The organism is Streptococcus oralis (assembly GCF_019929365.1).
Lineage (GTDB): Bacteria > Bacillota > Bacilli > Lactobacillales > Streptococcaceae > Streptococcus > Streptococcus oralis_BT.
Genome location: NZ_JAHZPH010000001.1, coordinates 481792 through 501958, shown reverse-complemented (window position 1 = coordinate 501958; position 20167 = coordinate 481792). Strand labels below are relative to the sequence as shown.

16 protein-coding genes, 2 tRNA genes and 1 pseudogene are annotated in these 20167 nt (G+C 40.9%); 17 read left to right on the top strand and 2 right to left on the bottom strand.

Annotation, left to right across the window (positions count from 1 at the left end; all coding sequences use genetic code 11):
* Nucleotides 1-22: 22 nt before the first annotated feature.
* A complete protein-coding gene (gene coaA, locus K1I53_RS02520; RefSeq protein WP_000180474.1) occupies nt 23-943 on the bottom strand; it encodes a type I pantothenate kinase in 921 nt (306 codons plus the stop codon).
* 234 nt (nt 944-1177) lie between these two features.
* On the opposite strand from coaA, the gene K1I53_RS02515 reads away from it, so the two are divergent.
* From K1I53_RS02515 to K1I53_RS02480, 8 genes are all read left to right on the top strand, one after another.
* Nucleotides 1178-1768: a class I SAM-dependent methyltransferase gene (locus K1I53_RS02515; protein WP_004244254.1), complete on the top strand. Its 591-nt coding sequence runs from the start codon at nt 1178-1180 to the stop codon at nt 1766-1768.
* Nucleotides 1765-3042, top strand: coding sequence for a pyrimidine-nucleoside phosphorylase (locus K1I53_RS02510; RefSeq protein WP_001202935.1), 1278 nt, complete (start codon nt 1765-1767; stop codon nt 3040-3042). The genes K1I53_RS02515 and K1I53_RS02510 overlap by 4 nt, the downstream gene beginning before the upstream one ends.
* 19 nt (nt 3043-3061) lie before the next feature.
* Nucleotides 3062-3724, top strand: coding sequence for a deoxyribose-phosphate aldolase (gene deoC / locus K1I53_RS02505; RefSeq protein ID WP_223328070.1), 663 nt, complete (start codon nt 3062-3064; stop codon nt 3722-3724).
* On the top strand, nt 3711-4100 hold the full coding sequence (locus tag K1I53_RS02500) for a cytidine deaminase (protein WP_000246108.1): 390 nt from the start codon (nt 3711-3713) through the stop codon (nt 4098-4100). Before deoC ends, K1I53_RS02500 begins: the two co-directional genes overlap by 14 nt.
* Nucleotides 4101-4189: 89 nt before the next feature.
* Nucleotides 4190-5245 (top strand): BMP family lipoprotein, encoded by a 1056-nt coding sequence (locus K1I53_RS02495; RefSeq protein ID WP_125453444.1) that lies wholly within the window; start codon nt 4190-4192, stop codon nt 5243-5245.
* Between the two features lie 136 nt (nt 5246-5381).
* Nucleotides 5382-6917, top strand: coding sequence for an ABC transporter ATP-binding protein (locus K1I53_RS02490; RefSeq protein WP_223328068.1), 1536 nt, complete (start codon nt 5382-5384; stop codon nt 6915-6917).
* Nucleotides 6910-7968, top strand: coding sequence for an ABC transporter permease (locus tag K1I53_RS02485; RefSeq protein WP_057489190.1), 1059 nt, complete (start codon nt 6910-6912; stop codon nt 7966-7968). The genes K1I53_RS02490 and K1I53_RS02485 overlap by 8 nt, the downstream gene beginning before the upstream one ends.
* A gap of 2 nt (nt 7969-7970) precedes the next feature.
* Nucleotides 7971-8927 (top strand): ABC transporter permease, encoded by a 957-nt coding sequence (locus K1I53_RS02480; protein ID WP_223328066.1) that lies wholly within the window; start codon nt 7971-7973, stop codon nt 8925-8927.
* Between the two features lie 32 nt (nt 8928-8959).
* Here K1I53_RS02480 and plsY read toward each other — a convergent pair whose 3' ends face one another.
* Nucleotides 8960-9601: a glycerol-3-phosphate 1-O-acyltransferase PlsY gene (gene plsY / locus K1I53_RS02475; RefSeq protein ID WP_223328065.1), complete on the bottom strand. Its 642-nt coding sequence runs from the start codon at nt 9599-9601 to the stop codon at nt 8960-8962.
* A 135-nt stretch (nt 9602-9736) separates the two neighbouring features.
* Between plsY and parE the strand changes: the two genes are divergently transcribed.
* The 9 genes and pseudogenes from parE to K1I53_RS02430 all read left to right on the top strand — a co-directional run bounded on the left by parE (nt 9737) and on the right by K1I53_RS02430 (nt 20080).
* Nucleotides 9737-11680, top strand: coding sequence for a DNA topoisomerase IV subunit B (parE, locus tag K1I53_RS02470; protein ID WP_223328063.1), 1944 nt, complete (start codon nt 9737-9739; stop codon nt 11678-11680).
* A gap of 629 nt (nt 11681-12309) precedes the next feature.
* Nucleotides 12310-13137 (top strand): aminoglycoside 6-adenylyltransferase, encoded by an 828-nt coding sequence (locus K1I53_RS02465; protein ID WP_223328060.1) that lies wholly within the window; start codon nt 12310-12312, stop codon nt 13135-13137.
* A 50-nt stretch (nt 13138-13187) separates the two neighbouring features.
* A pseudogene (locus K1I53_RS02460) lies at nt 13188-13632 on the top strand (GTP pyrophosphokinase).
* Nucleotides 13633-13671: 39 nt separating this feature from the next.
* Nucleotides 13672-15465: an AAA family ATPase gene (locus tag K1I53_RS02455; protein WP_223328059.1), complete on the top strand. Its 1794-nt coding sequence runs from the start codon at nt 13672-13674 to the stop codon at nt 15463-15465.
* Nucleotides 15466-15892: 427 nt separating this feature from the next.
* Nucleotides 15893-18373 carry a DNA topoisomerase IV subunit A gene (parC, locus tag K1I53_RS02450; RefSeq protein ID WP_223328057.1) on the top strand — a complete coding sequence of 827 codons (2481 nt, stop codon included), beginning with the start codon at nt 15893-15895 and terminating at the stop codon, nt 18371-18373.
* A 115-nt stretch (nt 18374-18488) separates the two neighbouring features.
* Nucleotides 18489-19526 carry a branched-chain amino acid aminotransferase gene (locus K1I53_RS02445; protein ID WP_317628095.1) on the top strand — a complete coding sequence of 346 codons (1038 nt, stop codon included), beginning with the start codon at nt 18489-18491 and terminating at the stop codon, nt 19524-19526.
* A gap of 112 nt (nt 19527-19638) precedes the next feature.
* The gene (locus K1I53_RS02440) at nt 19639-19869 is read left to right on the top strand and encodes a DUF2969 domain-containing protein (protein WP_000037107.1); all 231 of its coding nucleotides are present in this window, start codon (nt 19639-19641) and stop codon (nt 19867-19869) included.
* 49 nt (nt 19870-19918) lie between these two features.
* Nucleotides 19919-19999 (top strand) — tRNA-Tyr (locus K1I53_RS02435).
* A 9-nt stretch (nt 20000-20008) separates the two neighbouring features.
* Nucleotides 20009-20080 (top strand) — tRNA-Gln (locus K1I53_RS02430).
* Nucleotides 20081-20167: the final 87 nt, after the last annotated feature.

Sequence of the window (20167 nt, the reverse complement as noted above, 5' to 3'; positions counted from 1 at the left end):
CTCAGGTTTTGACAAGGGGAAATTATTTTTTTAGGTAAATTTCATCGATTTCATGGTTTTTAGCCTTGTGGAGAATGATCTCGGCACGATTCCTTGTCGGTTCGATATAGTTTTGTAGATTTATTAGATTAATGCTGGTCCAGATCTGATGAGCGAAGGCTTCGACCTCTCCAATCGGCATTTGCGTAAAGCGGTGGTAGTAGCTGTTGGGATCATTTTGGGCAAAGCTGAGGAGTTTTAAGAAACGATCCAGATACCAACCTTCAATGTCTTCGACAGCAGCATCCACATAGATGGAGAAATCAAAGAAATCAGTGATGTAAAGGCGCTCATTTTGAGGATTTTGGAAGACATTGATTCCTTCAACGATGACAAAATCCGCAGCCTTAACGCGTTGTTTCTCCCCAGGGACGATGTCATACACTTCATGAGAATAGACTGGAATATCGACATCCTGTCCATTTTTTAGGCGGTCAAGAAAATTCAGCAAGGCTTCCATGTCATAACTCTCTGGAAAACCTTTGCGATTTAAGATACCTTGCTCAATTAAAGTTTGGTTGGGATAGAGAAAACCGTCAGTTGTCACCAATTCTACAGTAGCATCCGGGAGAGTACGTGATAGAAGAATCTGAAGTAAGCGACTAGTGGTCGATTTCCCTACAGCAACACTACCAGAAACCCCAATAATAAAAGGTTGGGGCTTGCTATCTCTTTGAAGAAAGATTTCTTTTGAGAAAGACAAATCTTCTTTGGCTTTTTTATAGATATGGATAAGGTGAACCAGTGGCAGATAGATGTCTGTCACATCTTGTAGGCTGATTTGGTCGTTAAAACTCTTGATGGAGTCCAGTTCTTCTTCCGTCAAGGGAGGAGTTGTTTTGCGATGCAAGGACTGCCAGGTTTCACGGCTGATTTTCTCAAAATGTAAAAATTCGTTGGTCATAATTTTTCCTCGTTCGATATTTTAGTATATCATATTTCGTAGTCAAAGAGAGAATGAAATTCGATATTTATCATTCTGATTCTTGAAAGTTGCTATAAGTTGCCTCTAACAGGGAAAAATAGAGTGAAAAATACAAAGATCATTTAATTATTATCATAACAGATTTAGTTTGTTTGTTGAATTTCAGCTTTGTAAACGATTTAACATTTCACTAAAATATGGTAAAATAGTTTCATGAGTAAAATGTATTATGCAGAAAATCCTGACGCTGCTCACGACATTCATGAGTTGAGAGTAGAGTTGCTAGGACATAAAATGACCTTTTTCACGGATGCAGGTGTTTTTAGCAAGAAAATGGTTGACTTTGGGAGTCAGCTCTTGCTCAAGTGCCTAGAGATCAACGAAGGAGAAACGGTCCTTGATGTAGGCTGTGGATATGGTCCCCTAGGGCTTTCTTTGGTCAAGGCCTATGGTGTCCAAGCGACCATGGTTGATATCAATAATCGTGCCTTGGACTTAGCGCGACAAAATGCTGAACGAAATAAGGTTGAAGCGACGATTTTTCAGTCTAATATCTATGAGGAAGTTGAAGAGGAATTTGACCATGTTATTTCCAATCCGCCTATTCGAGCGGGTAAACAAGTTGTTCATGAGATTATCGAAAAGAGCAGAGATTTCTTGAAAGACGAAGGAGATTTAACCATCGTCATTCAGAAAAAACAAGGAGCTCCAAGTGCTAAAAGTAAGATGGAAGACGTTTTTGGAAATTGTGAAATCGTAAAGAAAGATAAGGGATACTATATCCTTAGAAGTGTGAAAGAATGAGAGCAGTTGATTTAATCCAAAAGAAACGAGATGGTCAAGAACTAACTCCAAATGAAATCAAGTGGCTAGTAGAAGGCTATGTGGCAGGAACTGTTCCAGACTATCAGATGTCTGCCTTTGCTATGGCTGTTTATTTTAAAGGAATGACGACACGAGAGATTTCTGACCTGACGATGAATATGGTCAAGACAGGTCAGGAGTTTGATTTGTCAGCTATTGATGGGGTTAAAGTTGATAAGCATTCGACTGGTGGGGTTGGCGATAAAGTAACCTTGATTTTAGCTCCTTTAGTAGCCAGCTTTGGTGTGCCCGTTGCTAAAATGAGTGGTCGTGGCCTCGGTCATACTGGTGGGACAATTGATAAATTGGAGTCCATTAAGGGCTACCAAGTTGAGCGTAGTCAAGAGGATTTTATCAAACAGGTTCAAGATATTGGTGTATCCGTCATTGGTCAGTCTGACCAGCTGGTTAAAGCAGACAAACTTCTCTATGCGCTTCGTGATGTGACAGCGACTGTCGACACTATTCCTTTGATTGCTAGTTCTGTCATGAGTAAGAAAATCGCTGCTGGAGCAGATGCCATTTTGCTAGACGTGACTGTCGGTGAGGGTGCCTTTATGAAGACTGTTGAGGAGGCGCGCGAATTGGCTCAAACCATGGTGGATCTTGGTAAGGCCGTTGGTCGAAAGACGGTAGCAGTCATTACCGATATGAGCCAACCCTTGGGAAGAGCCATTGGGAATCGTCTCGAAATCCTTGAGGCAATCGAGATTCTTCAAGGAAAAGGCCGAGAAGATATTAGTCACTTTATCTGCGAGTTAGCCCAGATTATGCTAGGTTTGGCTGATGTTGAGAAAACGGTCGAGGAAATCCGTCAACATCTTGAGAATAGCAAAGCACTGGCTAAGTTTGAAGAAATGGTAGCAGCACAAGGCGGTGATTTAGAAGATCTCTATCGCCCCGTCAAAGTTGACCATGTGGTGGAAGTCCCTGCTCAAGAAACAGGTGTTATTTCAGCCCTTCCAGCAATGGAATTTGGACTCTATGCCATGAGACTAGGAGCCGGTCGTGCAGTCAAGTCTGATGACTTGGACTATGAAACAGGGATTGTTTTTGAAAAGAAAGTTGGAGACTCCGTTCAAAAAGGAGAAATTGTTGCAAAAGTTTATACAAATGGAAAAATTTCTTCTGAACTAGTTACAGAATTTCAAAAATATGTTAAAATAAATGATGGAGTGCAAAGTTTACGAGAAATTATAGAAATTATCTCATAAAATCAGGGAGAATCCGAATATGAAGTTAAATAAATATATTGATCATACGCTTTTAAAGCAAGATGCAAGCCAAGAACAAATTGATCGTTTGCTATCTGAAGCGCGTGAGTATGACTTTGCCAGCGTTTGTGTCAATCCCACATGGGTGAAACATGCGAAAATAGGACTTGATGGTTCAGATGTAAAGGTTTGTACAGTAGTAGGTTTTCCTTTGGGAGCAACAACTTCAGCTGTGAAAGCTTTTGAAACAAAAGAAGCTGTTCAAAACGGTGCAGATGAGATTGATATGGTTATCAATGTTGGTGCTCTCAAATCAGGCAATCTTGATTTAGTTGAATCGGACATCCGTGCTGTCGTCGAAGCAAGTGGTGACAAGTTAGTAAAAGTTATTATTGAAGCCTGCTTGTTGACAGACGATGAAAAGGTTGTGGCTTGCCAATTATCCCAAAAAGCAGGCGCTGACTTTGTCAAAACATCAACTGGATTTTCAACTGGCGGTGCTACGGTAGCAGATGTTAAATTAATGCGTAAAACAGTCGGGCCAGATATGGGAGTTAAGGCAGCTGGTGGAGCTCGTTCATATGCGGATGCTGTTGCTTTTGTGGAAGCAGGTGCTACCCGTATCGGAACATCTGCTGGCGTTGCGATTTTAAAAGGAGAATTAGCGGATGGCGACTACTGAGTTAATTGAACTAGCAATTGAAACCAGCAAGCAAGCCTATGTACCCTATTCTCACTTTCCTATTGGAGCTGTTTTAGTAGCTAAGGATGGTAACGTTTATACGGGTGTTAATATTGAGAATGCTAGCTATTCTTTGACAAACTGTGGAGAGCGTACAGCGATTTTCAAAGCAGTTTCCGAAGGCCAAAGAGAGTTTTCAGAGTTGATTGTCTACGGACAAACTGAAAAACCCATCTCGCCATGTGGTGCTTGCCGCCAGGTCATGGTTGAATTTTTTGAACAAGATCTAAAAGTGACCTTAGTCGCTAAAGATAAATCGACGGTCGAGATGACGGTCGGGGAGTTACTTCCATACTCATTTACAGACTTAAACTAGTCTGAGTCACTCTCTGAGTGATGTGGTCTGTGTGACCAAACAATCCATACTTGCAACATCGTTGCACATCTTATTTAGGAGGTTCAGTAATGAACAAGAAACAATGGCTAGGCCTTGGTCTAGTTGCAGTAGCAGCAGTTGGACTTGCTGCATGTGGTAATCGCTCTTCTCGTAACGCAGCTTCATCTTCATCAGAAATGAAGACCAAAGCAGCAATCGTAACAGATACTGGTGGTGTTGATGATAAATCATTTAACCAATCAGCTTGGGAAGGTTTGCAAGACTGGGGTAAAGAACACAATCTTTCAAAAGATAATGGATATACTTATTATCAATCTAACAGTGAAGCTGACTATGCTAACCACTTGCAACAAGCGGCTGGAAGTTACAACCTAATCTTCGGTGTTGGTTTTGCCCTTCACAATGCAGTTGAAGAGGCAGCAAAAGACCACTCTGACTTAAACTATGTCTTGATTGATGATGTGATCAAAGATCAAAAGAATGTTGCGAGCGTAACATTTGCTGATAACGAAGCAGCTTACCTTGCTGGAGTTGCAGCAGCGAAAACTACGAAAACAAAACAAGTTGGTTTTGTAGGTGGTATCGAATCTGAAGTTATTTCACGTTTTGCAGCTGGATTCAAAGCTGGTGTTGAGTCAGTAGACCCATCTATCAAAGTCCAAGTTGACTATGCTGGTTCATTTGGTGATGCTGCCAAAGGTAAAACAATTGCAGCGGCTCAATACGCTGCCGGTGCAGACGTTGTCTACCAAGCAGCTGGTGGTACAGGTGCTGGTGTCTTTGCTGAAGCAAAATCTTTGAATGAAAGCAAAAATGAAAACGAAAAAGTTTGGGTTATTGGTGTAGACCGTGACCAAGCAGCAGAAGGTAAATACACTTCTAAAGATGGTAAAGAATCAAACTTCGTTCTTGTATCTACATTGAAACAAGTTGGTACAACTGTAAAAGATATTGCCAACAAAACAGAAAAAGGTGAATTCCCTGGTGGACAAGTTATCGTCTACTCATTGAAAGATAAAGGGGTTGACTTGGCAGTAACAAACCTTTCAGAAGAAGGTAAAAAGGCTGTCGAAGATGCAAAAGCTAAAATCCTTGACGGAAGTGTAAAAGTTCCTGAAAAATAATGAATAAAAGTCATTTCTTAGGAAGCGGCCATCGGTCGCTTCTTTAAGAATTGAGGCAATTTTTGTCTCAATAGAGCTTGTTAATGTGATTAGCAGGTTTTATTGAAATAAAATAAACCTCTGAAAGGAAGAGCATATGGCACACGAAAATGTCATTGAGATGCGGGATATTACCAAGGTGTTTGGTGAATTTGTAGCAAACGACAAGATCAACTTGCAACTGCGAAAAGGTGAAATCCATGCACTTTTAGGAGAAAACGGAGCGGGTAAATCCACTCTGATGAATATGCTGGCAGGACTTCTTGAACCAACTAGTGGTGAAATTGCGGTGAATGGTCAAGTTGTCAAACTAGATTCACCTTCTAAAGCTGCTAGTCTAGGAATTGGGATGGTTCACCAACATTTTATGTTGGTCGAAGCTTTTACAGTAGCTGAGAATATCATTTTGGGGAGTGAAATCACTAAAAATGGTATGCTAGATATAGCCAAAGCTACTAGAGAAATCAAGGCTCTTTCTGAACGTTATGGTTTGGCAGTGGATCCTGCTGCTAAGGTGGCGGATATTTCCGTTGGTGCCCAACAACGTGTAGAAATCTTGAAAACACTTTATCGTGGTGCTGATATCCTTATCTTTGATGAACCTACAGCTGTATTGACTCCTTCAGAGATTGACGAGTTGATGGCAATTATGCGTAATCTTGTCAAGGAAGGCAAATCCATCATCCTAATCACCCACAAGTTAGATGAGATTCGTGCGGTATCTAATCGAGTGACAGTTATCCGTCGTGGGAAATCAATCCAGACGGTTGAAATCGCAGGCGCAACAAATGCGGACTTGGCAGAAATGATGGTTGGACGCTCTGTTTCCTTTAAAACGGAAAAACAGGCACCTCAACCAAAAGAAGTGGTCTTGTCTATCAAGGACTTGGTTGTTAATGAAAACCGTGGTGTTCCAGCTGTGAAGAATCTTTCTTTGGATGTTCGTGCTGGTGAGATTGTTGGTATTGCAGGTATTGATGGCAATGGTCAATCTGAACTCATTCAAGCCATTACAGGCCTTCGTAAGGTTGAGTCTGGTAGTATTGAATTAAAAGGCAAATCAATCGTGGGAATGCACCCACGACAAATTACGGAACTCAGTGTAGGGCATGTTCCTGAAGACCGTCACCGTGATGGATTGATTTTGGAGATGATGATTTCAGAAAATATAGCTCTTCAAACCTACTATAAAGAACCACTTAGTAAGAATGGTATTTTGAACTATGCGAATATCACTTCACATGCTAAGAAATTGATGGAAGAATTTGACGTCCGTGCGGCAAGCGAAGTTGTTCCAGCAGTAGCTCTTTCAGGAGGAAATCAACAAAAAGCGATTATCGCTCGTGAGATTGATCGTGATCCTGATCTCCTTATCGTCAGCCAGCCAACTCGTGGTTTGGATGTCGGTGCCATTGAATATATCCACAAACGTTTGATTGAAGAGCGCGATAACGGGAAAGCCGTTCTTGTTGTCAGCTTTGAATTGGATGAGATTTTAAATGTGTCAGACCGGATTGCTGTTATTCATGATGGTAAGATTCAGGGGATTGTGTCGCCAGAAACGACTAACAAACAAGAACTTGGTGTCTTGATGGCAGGTGGAAACTTGGGAAAGGAGAAGAGTGATGTCTAAAAAATTACAACAAATTTCGGTTCCCTTGATTTCCGTATTCTTAGGAATCTTGCTCGGAGCCATTGTCATGTGGATCTTCGGCTACGATGCTATCTGGGGTTATGAGGAGTTGTTCTATACAGCTTTTGGTAGCCTCCGTGGGATTGGGGAAATTTTCCGTGCCATGGGGCCTCTAGTCTTGATTGGTCTTGGTTTTGCCGTTGCTAGTCGGGCAGGTTTCTTCAACGTTGGACTTCCTGGTCAAGCGCTAGCGGGATGGATTCTCAGCGGTTGGTTTGCCTTGTCGCATCCAGACATGCCACGTCCAATGTTGATTTTAGCGACTGTGGTGATTGCTCTGATCGCAGGTGGAATTGTTGGTGCAATTCCAGGTATTCTCAGAGCTTATCTCGGTACGTCAGAGGTTATCGTAACCATTATGATGAACTACATTGTATTGTATGTAGGGAACGCCTTTATTCATTCTTTTCCGAAAGACTTTATGCAAAGTACAGATTCAACGATTCGTGTGAGTGCCAATGCCACTTATCAGACACCATGGTTATCTGAGTTGACTGGCAATTCTCGGATGAATATCGGTATATTCTTTGCTATCATTGCTGTTGGTGTGATTTGGTTCTTGCTTAAGAAAACGACTCTCGGTTTTGAAATCCGTGCAGTTGGTCTTAATCCCCATGCTTCAGAGTACGCTGGTATTTCAGCAAAACGTACAATTATTCTATCAATGATTATCTCTGGTGCTTTGGCTGGTCTCGGTGGAGCTGTTGAAGGGCTTGGAACCTTCCAAAACGTTTACGTTCAGGGGTCATCATTAGCTATCGGATTTAACGGGATGGCGGTTAGTTTGCTTGCTGGGAATTCACCAATTGGAATTCTCTTTGCTGCCTTCTTATTTGGTGTTCTGCAAGTTGGTGCGCCAGGTATGAACGCAGCGCAAGTTCCGTCTGAGCTTGTTAGCATTGTAACAGCGTCTATTATCTTCTTTGTCAGTGTTCACTATATTATTGAACGCTTTGTCAAACCGAAAAAACAAGTTAAAGGAGGTAAGTAAGGATGTCTATTACAACATTACTCACCCTCTTGGTCTCTTCTATGCTGATTTACTCAGCACCACTTATTTTTACGAGTATCGGGGGAGTTTTCTCTGAACGTGGTGGTGTCGTTAACGTCGGTCTTGAAGGAATTATGGTTATGGGAGCCTTTTCTGGGGTTGTCTTTAACCTTGAGTTTGCAGAACAACTTGGAGCAGCGACTCCTTGGATTTCCTTGTTAGTTGCCGGTATCGTGGGAGCTATGTTCTCCCTCATCCATGCAGTCGCTACAGTTCATTTCCGTGCGGACCATGTTGTCAGTGGTACAGTATTGAACTTGATGGCTCCTGCATTAGCAGTTTTCTTGGTTAAAGTTCTTTATAACAAAGGACAAACGGATAACTTAAGCCAGACTTTTGGACGTTTTGATTTCCCAGTTTTGGCTGATATCCCTGTGATTGGAGATATCTTCTTTAAGTCAACAAGTTTGCTAGGTTATATCGCGATTGCCTTCTCATTCTTTGCATGGTTTATTCTCTTTAAGACACGTTTTGGTCTTCGCCTTCGCTCTGTTGGTGAACATCCTCAAGCAGCGGATACCTTGGGGATCAATGTTTACAAGATGAGATATTTAGGGGTTATCATTTCTGGTTTCCTTGGCGGAATTGGTGGAGCTATCTACGCCCAATCAATCTCAGTCAACTTCTCAGTGACAACCATTGTAGGGCCCGGATTTATTGCTCTTGCGGCAATGATCTTTGGTAAATGGAACCCAATCGGTGCTATGCTTTCCAGTCTCTTCTTTGGACTTTCACAAAGTTTGGCAGTTATCGGTTCTCAATTGCCTTTCCTACAAGGAGTGCCAGCGGTTTACCTTCAAATCGCCCCTTATGTCTTGACCATCCTTGTCTTAGCAGCCTTTTTTGGAAAAGCTGTTGCACCAAAGGCAGATGGTATCAACTATATCAAATCAAAATAAGCATACAAAAAACGTCAGTTCAAACTGGCGTTTTATTTTTTAGGATTTTGATGAGTTAGGTTTAATCCCCAAGGGACGAGATTTTCAGTTTTGTTTTTGATACGTGTGATATTATCCTTGTGACGAATGATAATCAAGCTAGCAAGTGCTAGGATAATCAAAATGAAGAGAGGGTCATAGCTGTTCAGGATAAAACCAAATAGTGGAAATAGGAGAACTCCGATAACGGCTGCAATAGAAGCAGTAACGCTAGACAGTGAAATCATACTACCTAGATAGAGGGTTCCAAAGAATACGACTGCTAGGTAGAGGCAGAAGACAGGCGCAAAACCGAAAATCACACCTGCACTTGTTGCGACAGCCTTACCACCTTTAAAGCCTGCAAAGATAGGAAAGGTATGTCCAATCACGGCCAAAAGACCAAAGACGAGAGGTGATACACCTTGAAGGTGGAAAAGAATTGGAAGTAGAGTAGCCAAGGTTCCTTTAAAAAAGTCAATCACAAAGGTTGCCATACCTGCTTTTTTTCCTAAAATACGGAAAGTATTGGTCGTTCCGGTGTTTCCAGAACCATGTTCACGCAGATTTGTTTGAAAAAAGATTTGTCCAATCCAAAGACCAGATGGAATTGAACCTAGCAGATAAGCTAAAATTAATAATACAAATGTCATCATAGACCTATTATACCATGAAATGGTATAGAAAGTCAGAGAATATCCTGTGAAATTGTGACGGCTGAAAGGGAAAAGCTTTGCAAAATCGCTAGAAAACCTGTAAAATAGAAAAGATGAACAAATAGGAGGTTCCTTGTGTCAAAAAAGGAAATCAATATTAATAACTACAATGATGACGCCATTCAGGTGCTAGAAGGGTTGGATGCGGTCCGTAAACGTCCGGGGATGTATATTGGATCGACTGACGGTGCTGGTCTCCATCACCTAGTCTGGGAAATTGTGGACAATGCAGTCGATGAGGCCTTGTCTGGATTTGGTGACCGCATTGATGTGACTATCAATAAAGACGGAAGTTTGACAGTAGAGGACCATGGTCGTGGAATGCCGACTGGGATGCACGCCATGGGAATTCCAACTGTTGAAGTTATCTTTACCATTCTCCACGCTGGAGGAAAATTCGGTCAAGGTGGCTACAAAACATCTGGAGGTCTCCACGGAGTGGGTTCTTCAGTCGTTAATGCCCTTTCTAGTTGGCTGGAAGTTGAAATTACTCGTGATGGTGCAGTCTACAAGCAACGTTTTGAAAATGGTGGGAAACCCGTCACAACCTTGAAGAAAATTGGTACAGCACCCAAGTCTAAGACAGGTACCAAAGTTACCTTTATGCCTGACGCGACGATCTTTTCTACGACAGCCTTCAAGTACAATACAATCTCAGAGCGCCTCAATGAGTCTGCCTTTCTCTTGAAAAATGTAACCTTGTCTCTGATAGACAAACGGACAGATGAAGCGATCGAGTTCCACTATGAGAACGGGGTACAAGACTTTGTTTCTTACCTCAACGAAGACAAGGAAACCTTGACACCAGTCCTGTACTTTGAAGGGGAAGATAATGGTTTCCAAGTGGAAGTTGCCCTCCAGTACAATGATGGATTTTCAGATAACATTCTATCCTTTGTCAATAACGTTCGTACCAAGGACGGTGGAACGCATGAGACGGGACTCAAGTCTGCCATTACAAAGGTCATGAACGACTACGCGCGTAAGACGGGACTTCTCAAGGAAAAAGATAAAAATCTTGAAGGATCAGATTACCGTGAAGGACTAGCAGCTGTTCTTTCTATTCTGGTTCCTGAAGAGCACCTTCAGTTTGAAGGTCAGACTAAGGATAAACTTGGAAGTCCTCTAGCTCGTCCAATCGTCGATGGTATTGTAGCTGATAAGTTGACCTTCTTCCTTATGGAAAATGGGGAGCTGGCTTCCAATCTCATTCGCAAGGCTATCAAGGCGCGTGATGCGCGTGAGGCGGCCCGCAAAGCGCGTGATGAGAGCCGAAATGGCAAGAAAAATAAAAAAGACAAGGGCTTGTTGTCTGGGAAATTGACTCCAGCTCAGTCTAAAAACCCTGCCAAGAATGAACTCTATCTGGTCGAGGGTGATTCTGCCGGTGGTTCTGCTAAGCAAGGTCGTGACCGCAAGTTCCAGGCTATCTTGCCCCTTCGTGGTAAGGTTATAAATACAGCCAAGGCCAAGATGGCAGATATCCTCAAAAATGAAGAAATCAACACCATGATTTATACCATCGGTGCGGGTGTGGGGGCAGACTTTTCTATTGAGGATGCTAACTATGACAAGATCATTATCATGACCGATGCCGATACTGACGGTGCTCACATTCAGACCTTGCTCTTAACCTTTTTCTACCGTTACATGCGTCCACTAGTCGAGGCAGGACACGTCTATATCGCCCTTCCGCCTCTTTACAAGATGTCCAAAGGCAAAGGCAAGAAAGAAGAAGTGGCCTATGCATGGACGGACGGCGAGTTAGAAGAACTCCGCAAGCAGTTCGGCAAAGGCGCTACCCTCCAACGCTACAAAGGACTTGGTGAGATGAATGCGGACCAGCTCTGGGAAACAACCATGAACCCAGAAACGCGTACCCTCATCCGTGTTACGATCGAAGACCTAGCACGCGCTGAACGCCGCGTCAATGTCCTCATGGGGGACAAGGTCGAGCCACGTCGTAAGTGGATTGAGGATAATGTCAAGTTTACGCTGGAGGAAGCGACAGTGTTTTAAATGTTTAATCATTTGAAATCATAGAAGTTAATATTATATTACACTTTTTTATAAAAGAGGTTATAAAGCAAAGGAGGTTGAATAGTGAACAGTTCTTTAATAATGATGTTTTTCATTTTCGAAATTATTGTAATCGCTGGAATAATTCTTGATGCAATATCCAATAAAGAGAAAATGGAATATTCAAGCTCACTAACTTCCTTAGCATTTATGGTGTGTAATATTGGTGTATTCGTATTATTTAATCCGTCTCTAGACGAACCCTACTTACAAGTATTTTTAAGAATATTTTATATACTAACCCATATACCTTTAAGTCTAATTTATTCAATTACTACTCTTTATAAAAGTATCAAACACGTTAAGTATTTTCCTAGTAGGTTTGTTCGGATATTACTATGCAACGTTACGTTTATATTTCTCCTCTCAATTGTAAATGTTTTAGTATTATTTAGAGAAACGAAAGAAATTTATATACTTATTTTCTTGCAAGGCTTTTTTTCAGGAGTTCAATTTCTGCTTTGGGTTCTTGAAAGAAAAAGAATACAGAAACTTCAAAAATAAAAGCAAGAGGGACTTCCTATCCCTGACCCATTTTCAAACAGCTCTAAGTGATGAAGGAGTGAAAGATGAGAACTGAACCCGAAATGTTTGATTTAATTTTTCAAACTGCAAAAGCGCTCCAAGTCGATACTGTCGCCATGTCTGGTTCACGAACTGATACAAAAGCGCCAAAAGATGAGTTTCAAGACTATGATGTTGTTTATATCGTGGACGACTTAGATAATCTGACGAGTGACCTTTCTTGGTTAGAACAGTTTGGCAACCGTCTGATTGAACAGTATAATGTACTGGGAAACCGTCGTCTTTATCTTATGCTCTTTGAAGATGGCAATCGGATTGATTTGACCCTTTGCCCCAAAGACCACATCCAAGAGTGGGTGGATAGTGAGGCAGGATTCACCGTTTTAGAAGATGAGAAGGGCTTATTTGAGCCTTATTCTCCAAGTTTAGGGCGTTACTGGACGAATCCAGCTAGTCAGACAGATTTTGAAAAAGCCTGCAATGAATTTTGGTGGGTATCAGCCTACGTGGTTAAAGGGATTTGTCGTAATCAGCTCATCTACGCGACCGACCATCTCTACGGTATTTGCCAACAAGAACTCTTGAAGGTTTTGGCTTGGCAGGTCGCAAGTGATAAGGGGACTGTTGACGTCGGCAAGAACTACAAGTATCTTTTCCAGTATTTACCTACAGAGAAAGAGAAGGAAATCTCTGCTCTCCTTGATTTTTCAAGTGTAGAAAAACTTACTCAGTCATTGTTTGCTACGATGCAACTTTTCCACCAAGAGGCTCAATTCCTTGCTCACAAGATGGGATTTGCCTACGATAAGGAAGTAGCTGAGAAGATGATTGAGTATGCTGAGGAGAAGCTAGGAGTGGGGAGTGAGTATTAGTTCGCAATAGATAGGAATCATCTCATTTTAGAAAAAAAGTTGAACGCTTCATCTCGGAAATCAACCGCATTCTTTCAGAGGAATATTCCAAGGATTACATTGAGACTGACAAGGTGGCGAAAAATCAATCTCAAGCACACCTTGCCAAAGTCTTGACCGAGACCATTCTGACTTACCTTCTCAACCTCTGTGTCTATTCTGGATAAAATCGCCCGCTTTTCTGAGCGGTAGGAGAGCTATCTGGTCAACTCCATTCTCAATGATATTTTCGATGCCCGCATGAACATAAGCTCTGAGGAAATCGTCCAAGTCATGGAGCGACCCGACGACTGGCAGACCGCCTATGGCCTAAAAAAACTGGTACCTGGGCGACAAAGACGGTTACGTCGGCATTCATATCTACTTCAAAAATAAAGCAACTTTTACTGTCCCTGGGAGCTACAACTTTGCGATCCCAAAGACATGGACAGTAACATCACCTGCCACATAAAGTAAAACCGCGAGTTTGTGAGATAGGAATTAAGAGGAGAAGTTATGACATATAAAAAAATAATTATTGAAAAAAATTTTTTGCCTAGTAAAAAAATAGAGATAGAGTTTGAAGAATTCAAAAAGAGTAGCAAAAAGTATTTCAAACCCCAACTTATTTTTGCTAGAAATGGCATGGGGAAAACAACGCTTTCAAATGAGATTGATGAAAAAGGGGATGTTGAGGAAGTTGAATCAATCTTTCGCGATTCTAGCAATCAATCATATCAAATAACCAATGAAGATATTGTATATACTATAAGAATTGATTCTGAGGACAGATTTACAAGTATTGGAGATGACGCAATTTTTATCTCTGACGATTATATTGCTGAGAATGTAAATATTATAGATAGGGAAATAAATAGGTTAGAGGATGGTCTCAAAACAAGTGTAGAATTTCTTTTACGGCGTGGAGGTTCCAGAAAATCACCTGATGATATGCTTGTAAGAGAGTTGCCACGGTTCTTTGGTTTGACTATTGGGAGTTTTAATAAAGGAAAAAGCAAGCTAAATCTATATGCATCACCAATAGAAATATTGAGAGATATTTCGAAAGTCTTTGAATTTTTCACTACAGAAGAGAGCGATGAAAAATTGGCTGTTTATAATAAGCTGAAGAATGGTATTGATAATATAATTCAATCAGAAAAATTCAAGTTACAATCTGATTTTATCGATGAAGTATCTAACAATTTTCAGCTTTCCGAAGAATTGCAGAATTCTCTTAATGATAAATTAACGAACAGCGAAAACTCTAATACCTTAGATGGTTTTATAACACAATTTAAAGATATCTTGTTATTTTTAGAGAACCTAAAAAAGGAGCTTCTTGAACAAATAACTGAAGACTATTCTAAACGTTTAAATCAAGAATTTTCTAAAATTTTTTTTGACACTAAACGTTTGCAGATTGATAAAAAGGGGAAAATCTTCTCTCGGGATGATGTATATGGACCTGTTCCTTATACAAAGTTATCAACTGCAGAAAAAAATATAATTAATTTGGTGTATTCATTCTTAGAATTAGAAAATCTAATAAAGTATAGAGACCTAAAATCATTATTAGTTGTTATAGATGATCCTATTTCTAGCATAGACTATTCAAATAAGGTTGGGCTATATACTTTTTTCAGAAATAAAATCGAATCTCTCTCTAGTATGTATAGTGAAACTAAATTTATTATCTGCACACATGATGAGGAAATCTATTATCATTTTTATAAGATATTTGATGATTTGAAATGTTATCATCAAAAACGAAAAAATATCTCATGCCTTGAACTTACCTATGAGGGCCTTATTAAAAGAGAGTCAGAATATAACTTCTATAAGCAACAGATTAACAGTATTTATAAATATGCTCTTGGTTTAGAGCCTGATCTCAGCCTATACATTGGGAACACAATGAGACGAGTTCTGGAGGCATATTCAACTTTCAATTATAATCTAGGTCCCAGTCAAATATCTACTGATCAAGAATTACTTTCAAAAATTCAGGACGAAACTGAAAGAGAGTTCTTCAAAGCTTACATGTATCGTTTGATTCTAAATTCAGATAGTCATGCAAGTGATAGAGTCAGACGATCATCATCTAATTTTAGTGAAATGTTTTCTGATGAAGAAAAGATAAGAACCGCTCAATTATTATTAGGATTTCTATATAGATTGGACCCTGTTCATATAGAAAGAATGATTGATTCGGAAGAATTTAAAAAGGAAATTACTAAGGATGATCAGCTCAACACGCTAGATGAAGTTGGTTCGAAAATTGAAATGTGGTTAAAATCAATAAAATAATAAATTAATTATCAAGTCCCTACTAAATAAAGGGGTTGAACATGATCAAAATGCTTTTTGAAAACTCATTATTACTGATGAAAATGTATGTGCATTTTAATTCACTTTAAACTACAGAAAGGGTCGTTTGGTTACTTCTAGCAACTGAACACGGGACTAATCCTTTCTACATCCTTTTATCATTACACATACTCTACATTCTTTGAAAGGAGTTGAACACGCCCTAAATGCTGTGTGAAAACCCCTTCCCCACCATTTAACAACGTATTTAAACTACAGAAAGGATGGTTTGGTTACAGAGTGTAACTGAACACGGGACTAATTTCTTAGGAAAAAAGATAAATCGCTTTGGGGTCATTGAACCCAGCATCGATTTCCTATTTTTCTACAGAAATTTTCGGCAAGCCGAATCGTCCCTTTGTATCTTATGTCTAACATTCAAAACATGTCCCTGGAGGACATCATGGGAGAGCGCTTTGGTCGCTACTCCAAGTACATCATACAAGACCGGGCTTTGCCAGACATTCGGGATGGATTGAAGCCGGTACAGCGCCGTATTCTTTATTCGATGAATAAGGATGGCAATACCTTTGATAAGAGCTACCGCAAGTCGGCCAAGTCAGTCGGGAATATCATGGGGAATTTCCACCCACACGGGGACAGTTCTATCTATGATGCCATGGTTCGTATGTCGCAGGACTGGAAAAATCGTGAGATTCTAGTTGAAATGCACGGTAATAACGGTTCCATGGACGGAGATCCGCCTGCGGCAATGCGTTATACCGAGGCACGTTTGTCTGAGATTGCTGGTTACCTTCTTCAAGATATTGAGAAAAAGACAGTTCCCTTTGCTTGGAACTTTGACGATACCGAGAAAGAGCCGACGGTTTTGCCAGCAGCCTTTCCAAACCTCTTGGTTAATGGTTCGACTGGTATCTCGGCTGGGTATGCTACGGATATTCCACCACATAATTTGGCTGAAGTTATCGATGCGACAGTTTACATGATTGATCATCCAACTGCCAAGGTTGAGAAGCTGATGGAATTCTTGCCTGGACCAGACTTTCCTACAGGAGCTATCATCCAAGGTCGTGACGAGATAAAAAAGGCCTATGAAACTGGTAAGGGGCGCGTGGTCGTTCGTTCCAAGACTGAAATTGAGAAGCTAAAAGGTGGTAAGGAACAAATCGTTATCACTGAGATTCCTTATGAAATCAATAAGGCCAATTTGGTTAAAAAAATTGATGATGTTCGTGTCAATAACAAAGTAGCAGGGATTGCTGAGGTTCGTGATGAGTCTGACCGTGACGGTCTTCGTATCGCTATCGAACTTAAGAAAGACGCTAATACCGAGCTCGTTCTTAACTATCTCTTCAAATACACTGACCTGCAAATCAACTACAACTTCAACATGGTGGCGATTGACAATTTCACACCTCGTCAGGTCGGGATTGTTCCAATCTTGTCTAGCTATATTGCCCACCGTCGTGAAGTGATTTTGGCTCGTTCACGCTTTGACAAGGAAAAGGCTGAGAAACGTCTCCATATCGTCGAAGGTTTGATTCGCGTGATTTCGATTTTGGACGAAGTCATTGCCCTTATCCGTGCTTCTGAGAATAAGGCTGACGCTAAGGAAAATCTCAAGGTCAGCTATGATTTTACAGAGGAGCAGGCTGAGGCTATCGTTACCTTGCAACTGTACCGTTTGACCAATACCGATGTGGTTGTTCTGCAGGAAGAAGAAGCAGAGCTTCGTGAGAAGATTGCTATGCTGGCGGCGATTATCGGTGATGAGCGGACCATGTACAATCTCATGAAGAAAGAGCTTCGTGAGGTCAAGAAGAAATTTGCGACTTCGCGTTTGAGTAGCTTAGAAGATACTGCGAAAGCAATCGAGATTGATACAGCTAGTCTGATATCCGAGGAAGATACATACGTCAGCGTGACCAAGGCAGGTTACATCAAGCGTACCAGCCCACGTTCCTTTGCGGCTTCAACGCTGGAAGAAATTGGCAAACGTGATGATGATCGTTTGATTTTTGTTCAATCTGCCAAGACAACCCAGCATCTTTTGATGTTTACAACTCTCGGAAATGTCATCTATCGACCAATCCATGAATTGGCAGATATTCGTTGGAAGGATATCGGAGAGCATCTGAGCCAGACCATTACAAACTTCGAGACTAATGAAGGAATCCTGTATGCTGAAGTTGTGGATCAGTTTGATGATGCGACAACCTACTTTGCTGCAACTCGTCTTGGTCAAATCAAACGCGTAGAACGCAAAGAATTCTCTCCATGGCGAACCTACAAGTCTAAATCAGTCAAGTATGCTAAGCTCAAAGACGAGACAGATCAGATTGTAGCAGTGGCTCCGATTAAACTGGACGATGTACTCTTGATTAGTCAAAACGGTTATGCCCTTCGTTTCAATATCGAAGAGGTACCAGTTGTTGGTGCCAAGGCTGCGGGTGTCAAGGCTATGAACTTGAAAGCAGATGATGCGCTTCAAGCTGCCTTTATCTGTAACACCTCATCCTTCTACCTCTTGACCCAACGTGGTAGCTTGAAACGTGTCTCTTGTGAGGAAATTCCAGCAACCAGTCGTGCTAAACGAGGCCTACAAGTCTTGCGTGAGTTGAAGAACAAACCGCATCGTGTCTTCTTAGCAGGAGCAGTTGCAGAACAAGGCTTCATCGGTGATCTCTTTAGTACAGAAGTAGAAGAAAACGACCAAACGTTACTTGTCCAATCTAACAAGGGAACAATCTATGAAAGCCGATTGCAAGATTTGAACTTGTCAGAACGCACTAGCAACGGAAGCTTTATATCAGACACCATTTCAGATGAAGAAGTTTTTGATGCTTACCTGAAAGAAGTCTTTAAAGAAGGTAAAGAAAATCAATAAAAAGAATCAGTCCAAGTGACTGATTTCTTTTTGTTGAAAAAATTTTCAGAAAATTACAAATAATACTTGAAATTTTACTAGAAAAGTGTAGAATAGAACACATAGTTTGAATAGTATAAAGGAGAAACACATGACAGTTGCAATTGATTGGGAAAATCTTGGCTTTGCTTATATGAAATTACCTTACCGTTATATCGCTCACTACAAAAATGGTCAATGGGATCAAGGAGAATTGACAGAGGATGCAACCTTGCATATTTCAGAGTCTTCTCCAAGTCTCCATTATGGACAGCAAGCATTTGAGGGATTAAAAGCCTACCGTACCAAAGATGGCAGTATTCAACTTTTCCGTCCTGATGAAAATGCCAAGCGTCTGCAACGTACCTGCGATCGTCTCTTGATGCCACAAGTTCCGACAGAAATGTTTGTAGAAGCTTGTAAAGCAGTTGTGCGTGCAAATGAAGAATACGTCCCACCATATGGAACAGGTGGAACCCTCTATCTCCGTCCTCTCTTGATTGGTGTTGGGGATATTATCGGGGTTAAACCAGCAGAAGAGTATATTTTCACCATCTTTGCTATGCCGGTTGGTAATTACTTTAAAGGTGGATTGGTTCCAACGAATTTCTTGATTCAAGATGAATACGACCGAGCAGCTCCAAATGGTACGGGTGCGGCCAAGGTAGGTGGGAACTATGCTGCCAGTCTCCTCCCAGGTAAAATAGCAAAGTCTCGCAACTTTTCTGACGTTATCTACCTAGACCCAGCTACCCACACCAAGATTGAGGAAGTCGGATCAGCCAACTTCTTTGGAATCACGGCAGACAATGAATTTGTTACGCCACTGAGTCCGTCAATCTTGCCATCTATTACCAAGTATTCTTTGCTTTACTTGGCAGAACACCGCTTGGGTTTGACACCGATCGAAGGAGATGTCCCAATCGACAATTTGGATCGTTTTGTAGAGGCAGGTGCTTGTGGTACGGCAGCGGTTATTTCACCAATTGGAGGCATTCAACACGGCGATGATTTCCATGTTTTCTATAGTGAAACAGAAGTAGGTCCTGTTACACGTAAACTCTATGATGAATTGACGGGTATCCAATTTGGTGATGTAGAAGCGCCTGAAGGATGGATCGTCAAAGTAGACTAAAAGACATGAAGTAAAGAAGAACTCCATAGCAGTTGTAATAGCTGAAATGGAGTTTTTTCTTGCTAGTTTGAGCATTTTCTTGTACAATAGAAAAAGTGAAAAGAGGTAAAGTATGAGTAAAAAAGATAAGAAAATTGAAATTCAATTAACAGATGCAAAAGTGACTGTTGGAAAAGACAGCTATGAAGGTTATGTTTTGACGATTGGGAAAAAAGTCATTGGTGAAATTGCCGAATTAGACAGTCAATTTGCCATCATAAAGAATGGAAATGTCGATAGTTTTTATAAAAAACTTGAAAAAGCTGTGGAAATTTTGATTGAAAACTATAATTTAACAAAATAATGCTTGTTTTTTTGAAAATTTCATGATATAATAGTTTTCGTTAAGCATTGGAGAGATAGCGAAGAGGCTAAACGCGGCGGACTGTAAATCCGCTCCTTCGGGTTCGGGGGTTCGAATCCCTCTCTCTCCATCTCATCATTGGGGTATAGCCAAGCGGTAAGGCAAGGGACTTTGACTCCCTCATGCGTTGGTTCGAATCCAGCTACCCCAGTTCTTAGGTAATAAATTCAAGATAAAAAGAAAAATATCTTAGGGTATTTTATTTTTATATTGAAAGACGTGAACAATACGAACATGT

Bases quoted from the DNA above. Each gene is read 5' to 3' on its own strand.
- coaA (WP_000180474.1), bottom strand. From the start codon at position 943: ATGACCAACGAATTTTTACATTTTGAGAAAATCAGCCGTGAAACCTGG.
- K1I53_RS02515 (WP_004244254.1), top strand. From the start codon at position 1,178: ATGAGTAAAATGTATTATGCAGAAAATCCTGACGCTGCTCACGACATT.
- K1I53_RS02510 (WP_001202935.1), top strand. From the start codon at position 1,765: ATGAGAGCAGTTGATTTAATCCAAAAGAAACGAGATGGTCAAGAACTA.
- deoC (WP_223328070.1), top strand. From the start codon at position 3,062: ATGAAGTTAAATAAATATATTGATCATACGCTTTTAAAGCAAGATGCA.
- K1I53_RS02500 (WP_000246108.1), top strand. From the start codon at position 3,711: ATGGCGACTACTGAGTTAATTGAACTAGCAATTGAAACCAGCAAGCAA.
- K1I53_RS02495 (WP_125453444.1), top strand. From the start codon at position 4,190: ATGAACAAGAAACAATGGCTAGGCCTTGGTCTAGTTGCAGTAGCAGCA.
- K1I53_RS02490 (WP_223328068.1), top strand. From the start codon at position 5,382: ATGGCACACGAAAATGTCATTGAGATGCGGGATATTACCAAGGTGTTT.
- K1I53_RS02485 (WP_057489190.1), top strand. From the start codon at position 6,910: ATGTCTAAAAAATTACAACAAATTTCGGTTCCCTTGATTTCCGTATTC.
- K1I53_RS02480 (WP_223328066.1), top strand. From the start codon at position 7,971: ATGTCTATTACAACATTACTCACCCTCTTGGTCTCTTCTATGCTGATT.
- plsY (WP_223328065.1), bottom strand. From the start codon at position 9,601: ATGATGACATTTGTATTATTAATTTTAGCTTATCTGCTAGGTTCAATT.
- K1I53_RS02465 (WP_223328060.1), top strand. From the start codon at position 12,310: ATGAGAACTGAACCCGAAATGTTTGATTTAATTTTTCAAACTGCAAAA.
- K1I53_RS02455 (WP_223328059.1), top strand. From the start codon at position 13,672: ATGACATATAAAAAAATAATTATTGAAAAAAATTTTTTGCCTAGTAAA.
- parC (WP_223328057.1), top strand. From the start codon at position 15,893: ATGTCTAACATTCAAAACATGTCCCTGGAGGACATCATGGGAGAGCGC.
- K1I53_RS02440 (WP_000037107.1), top strand. From the start codon at position 19,639: ATGAGTAAAAAAGATAAGAAAATTGAAATTCAATTAACAGATGCAAAA.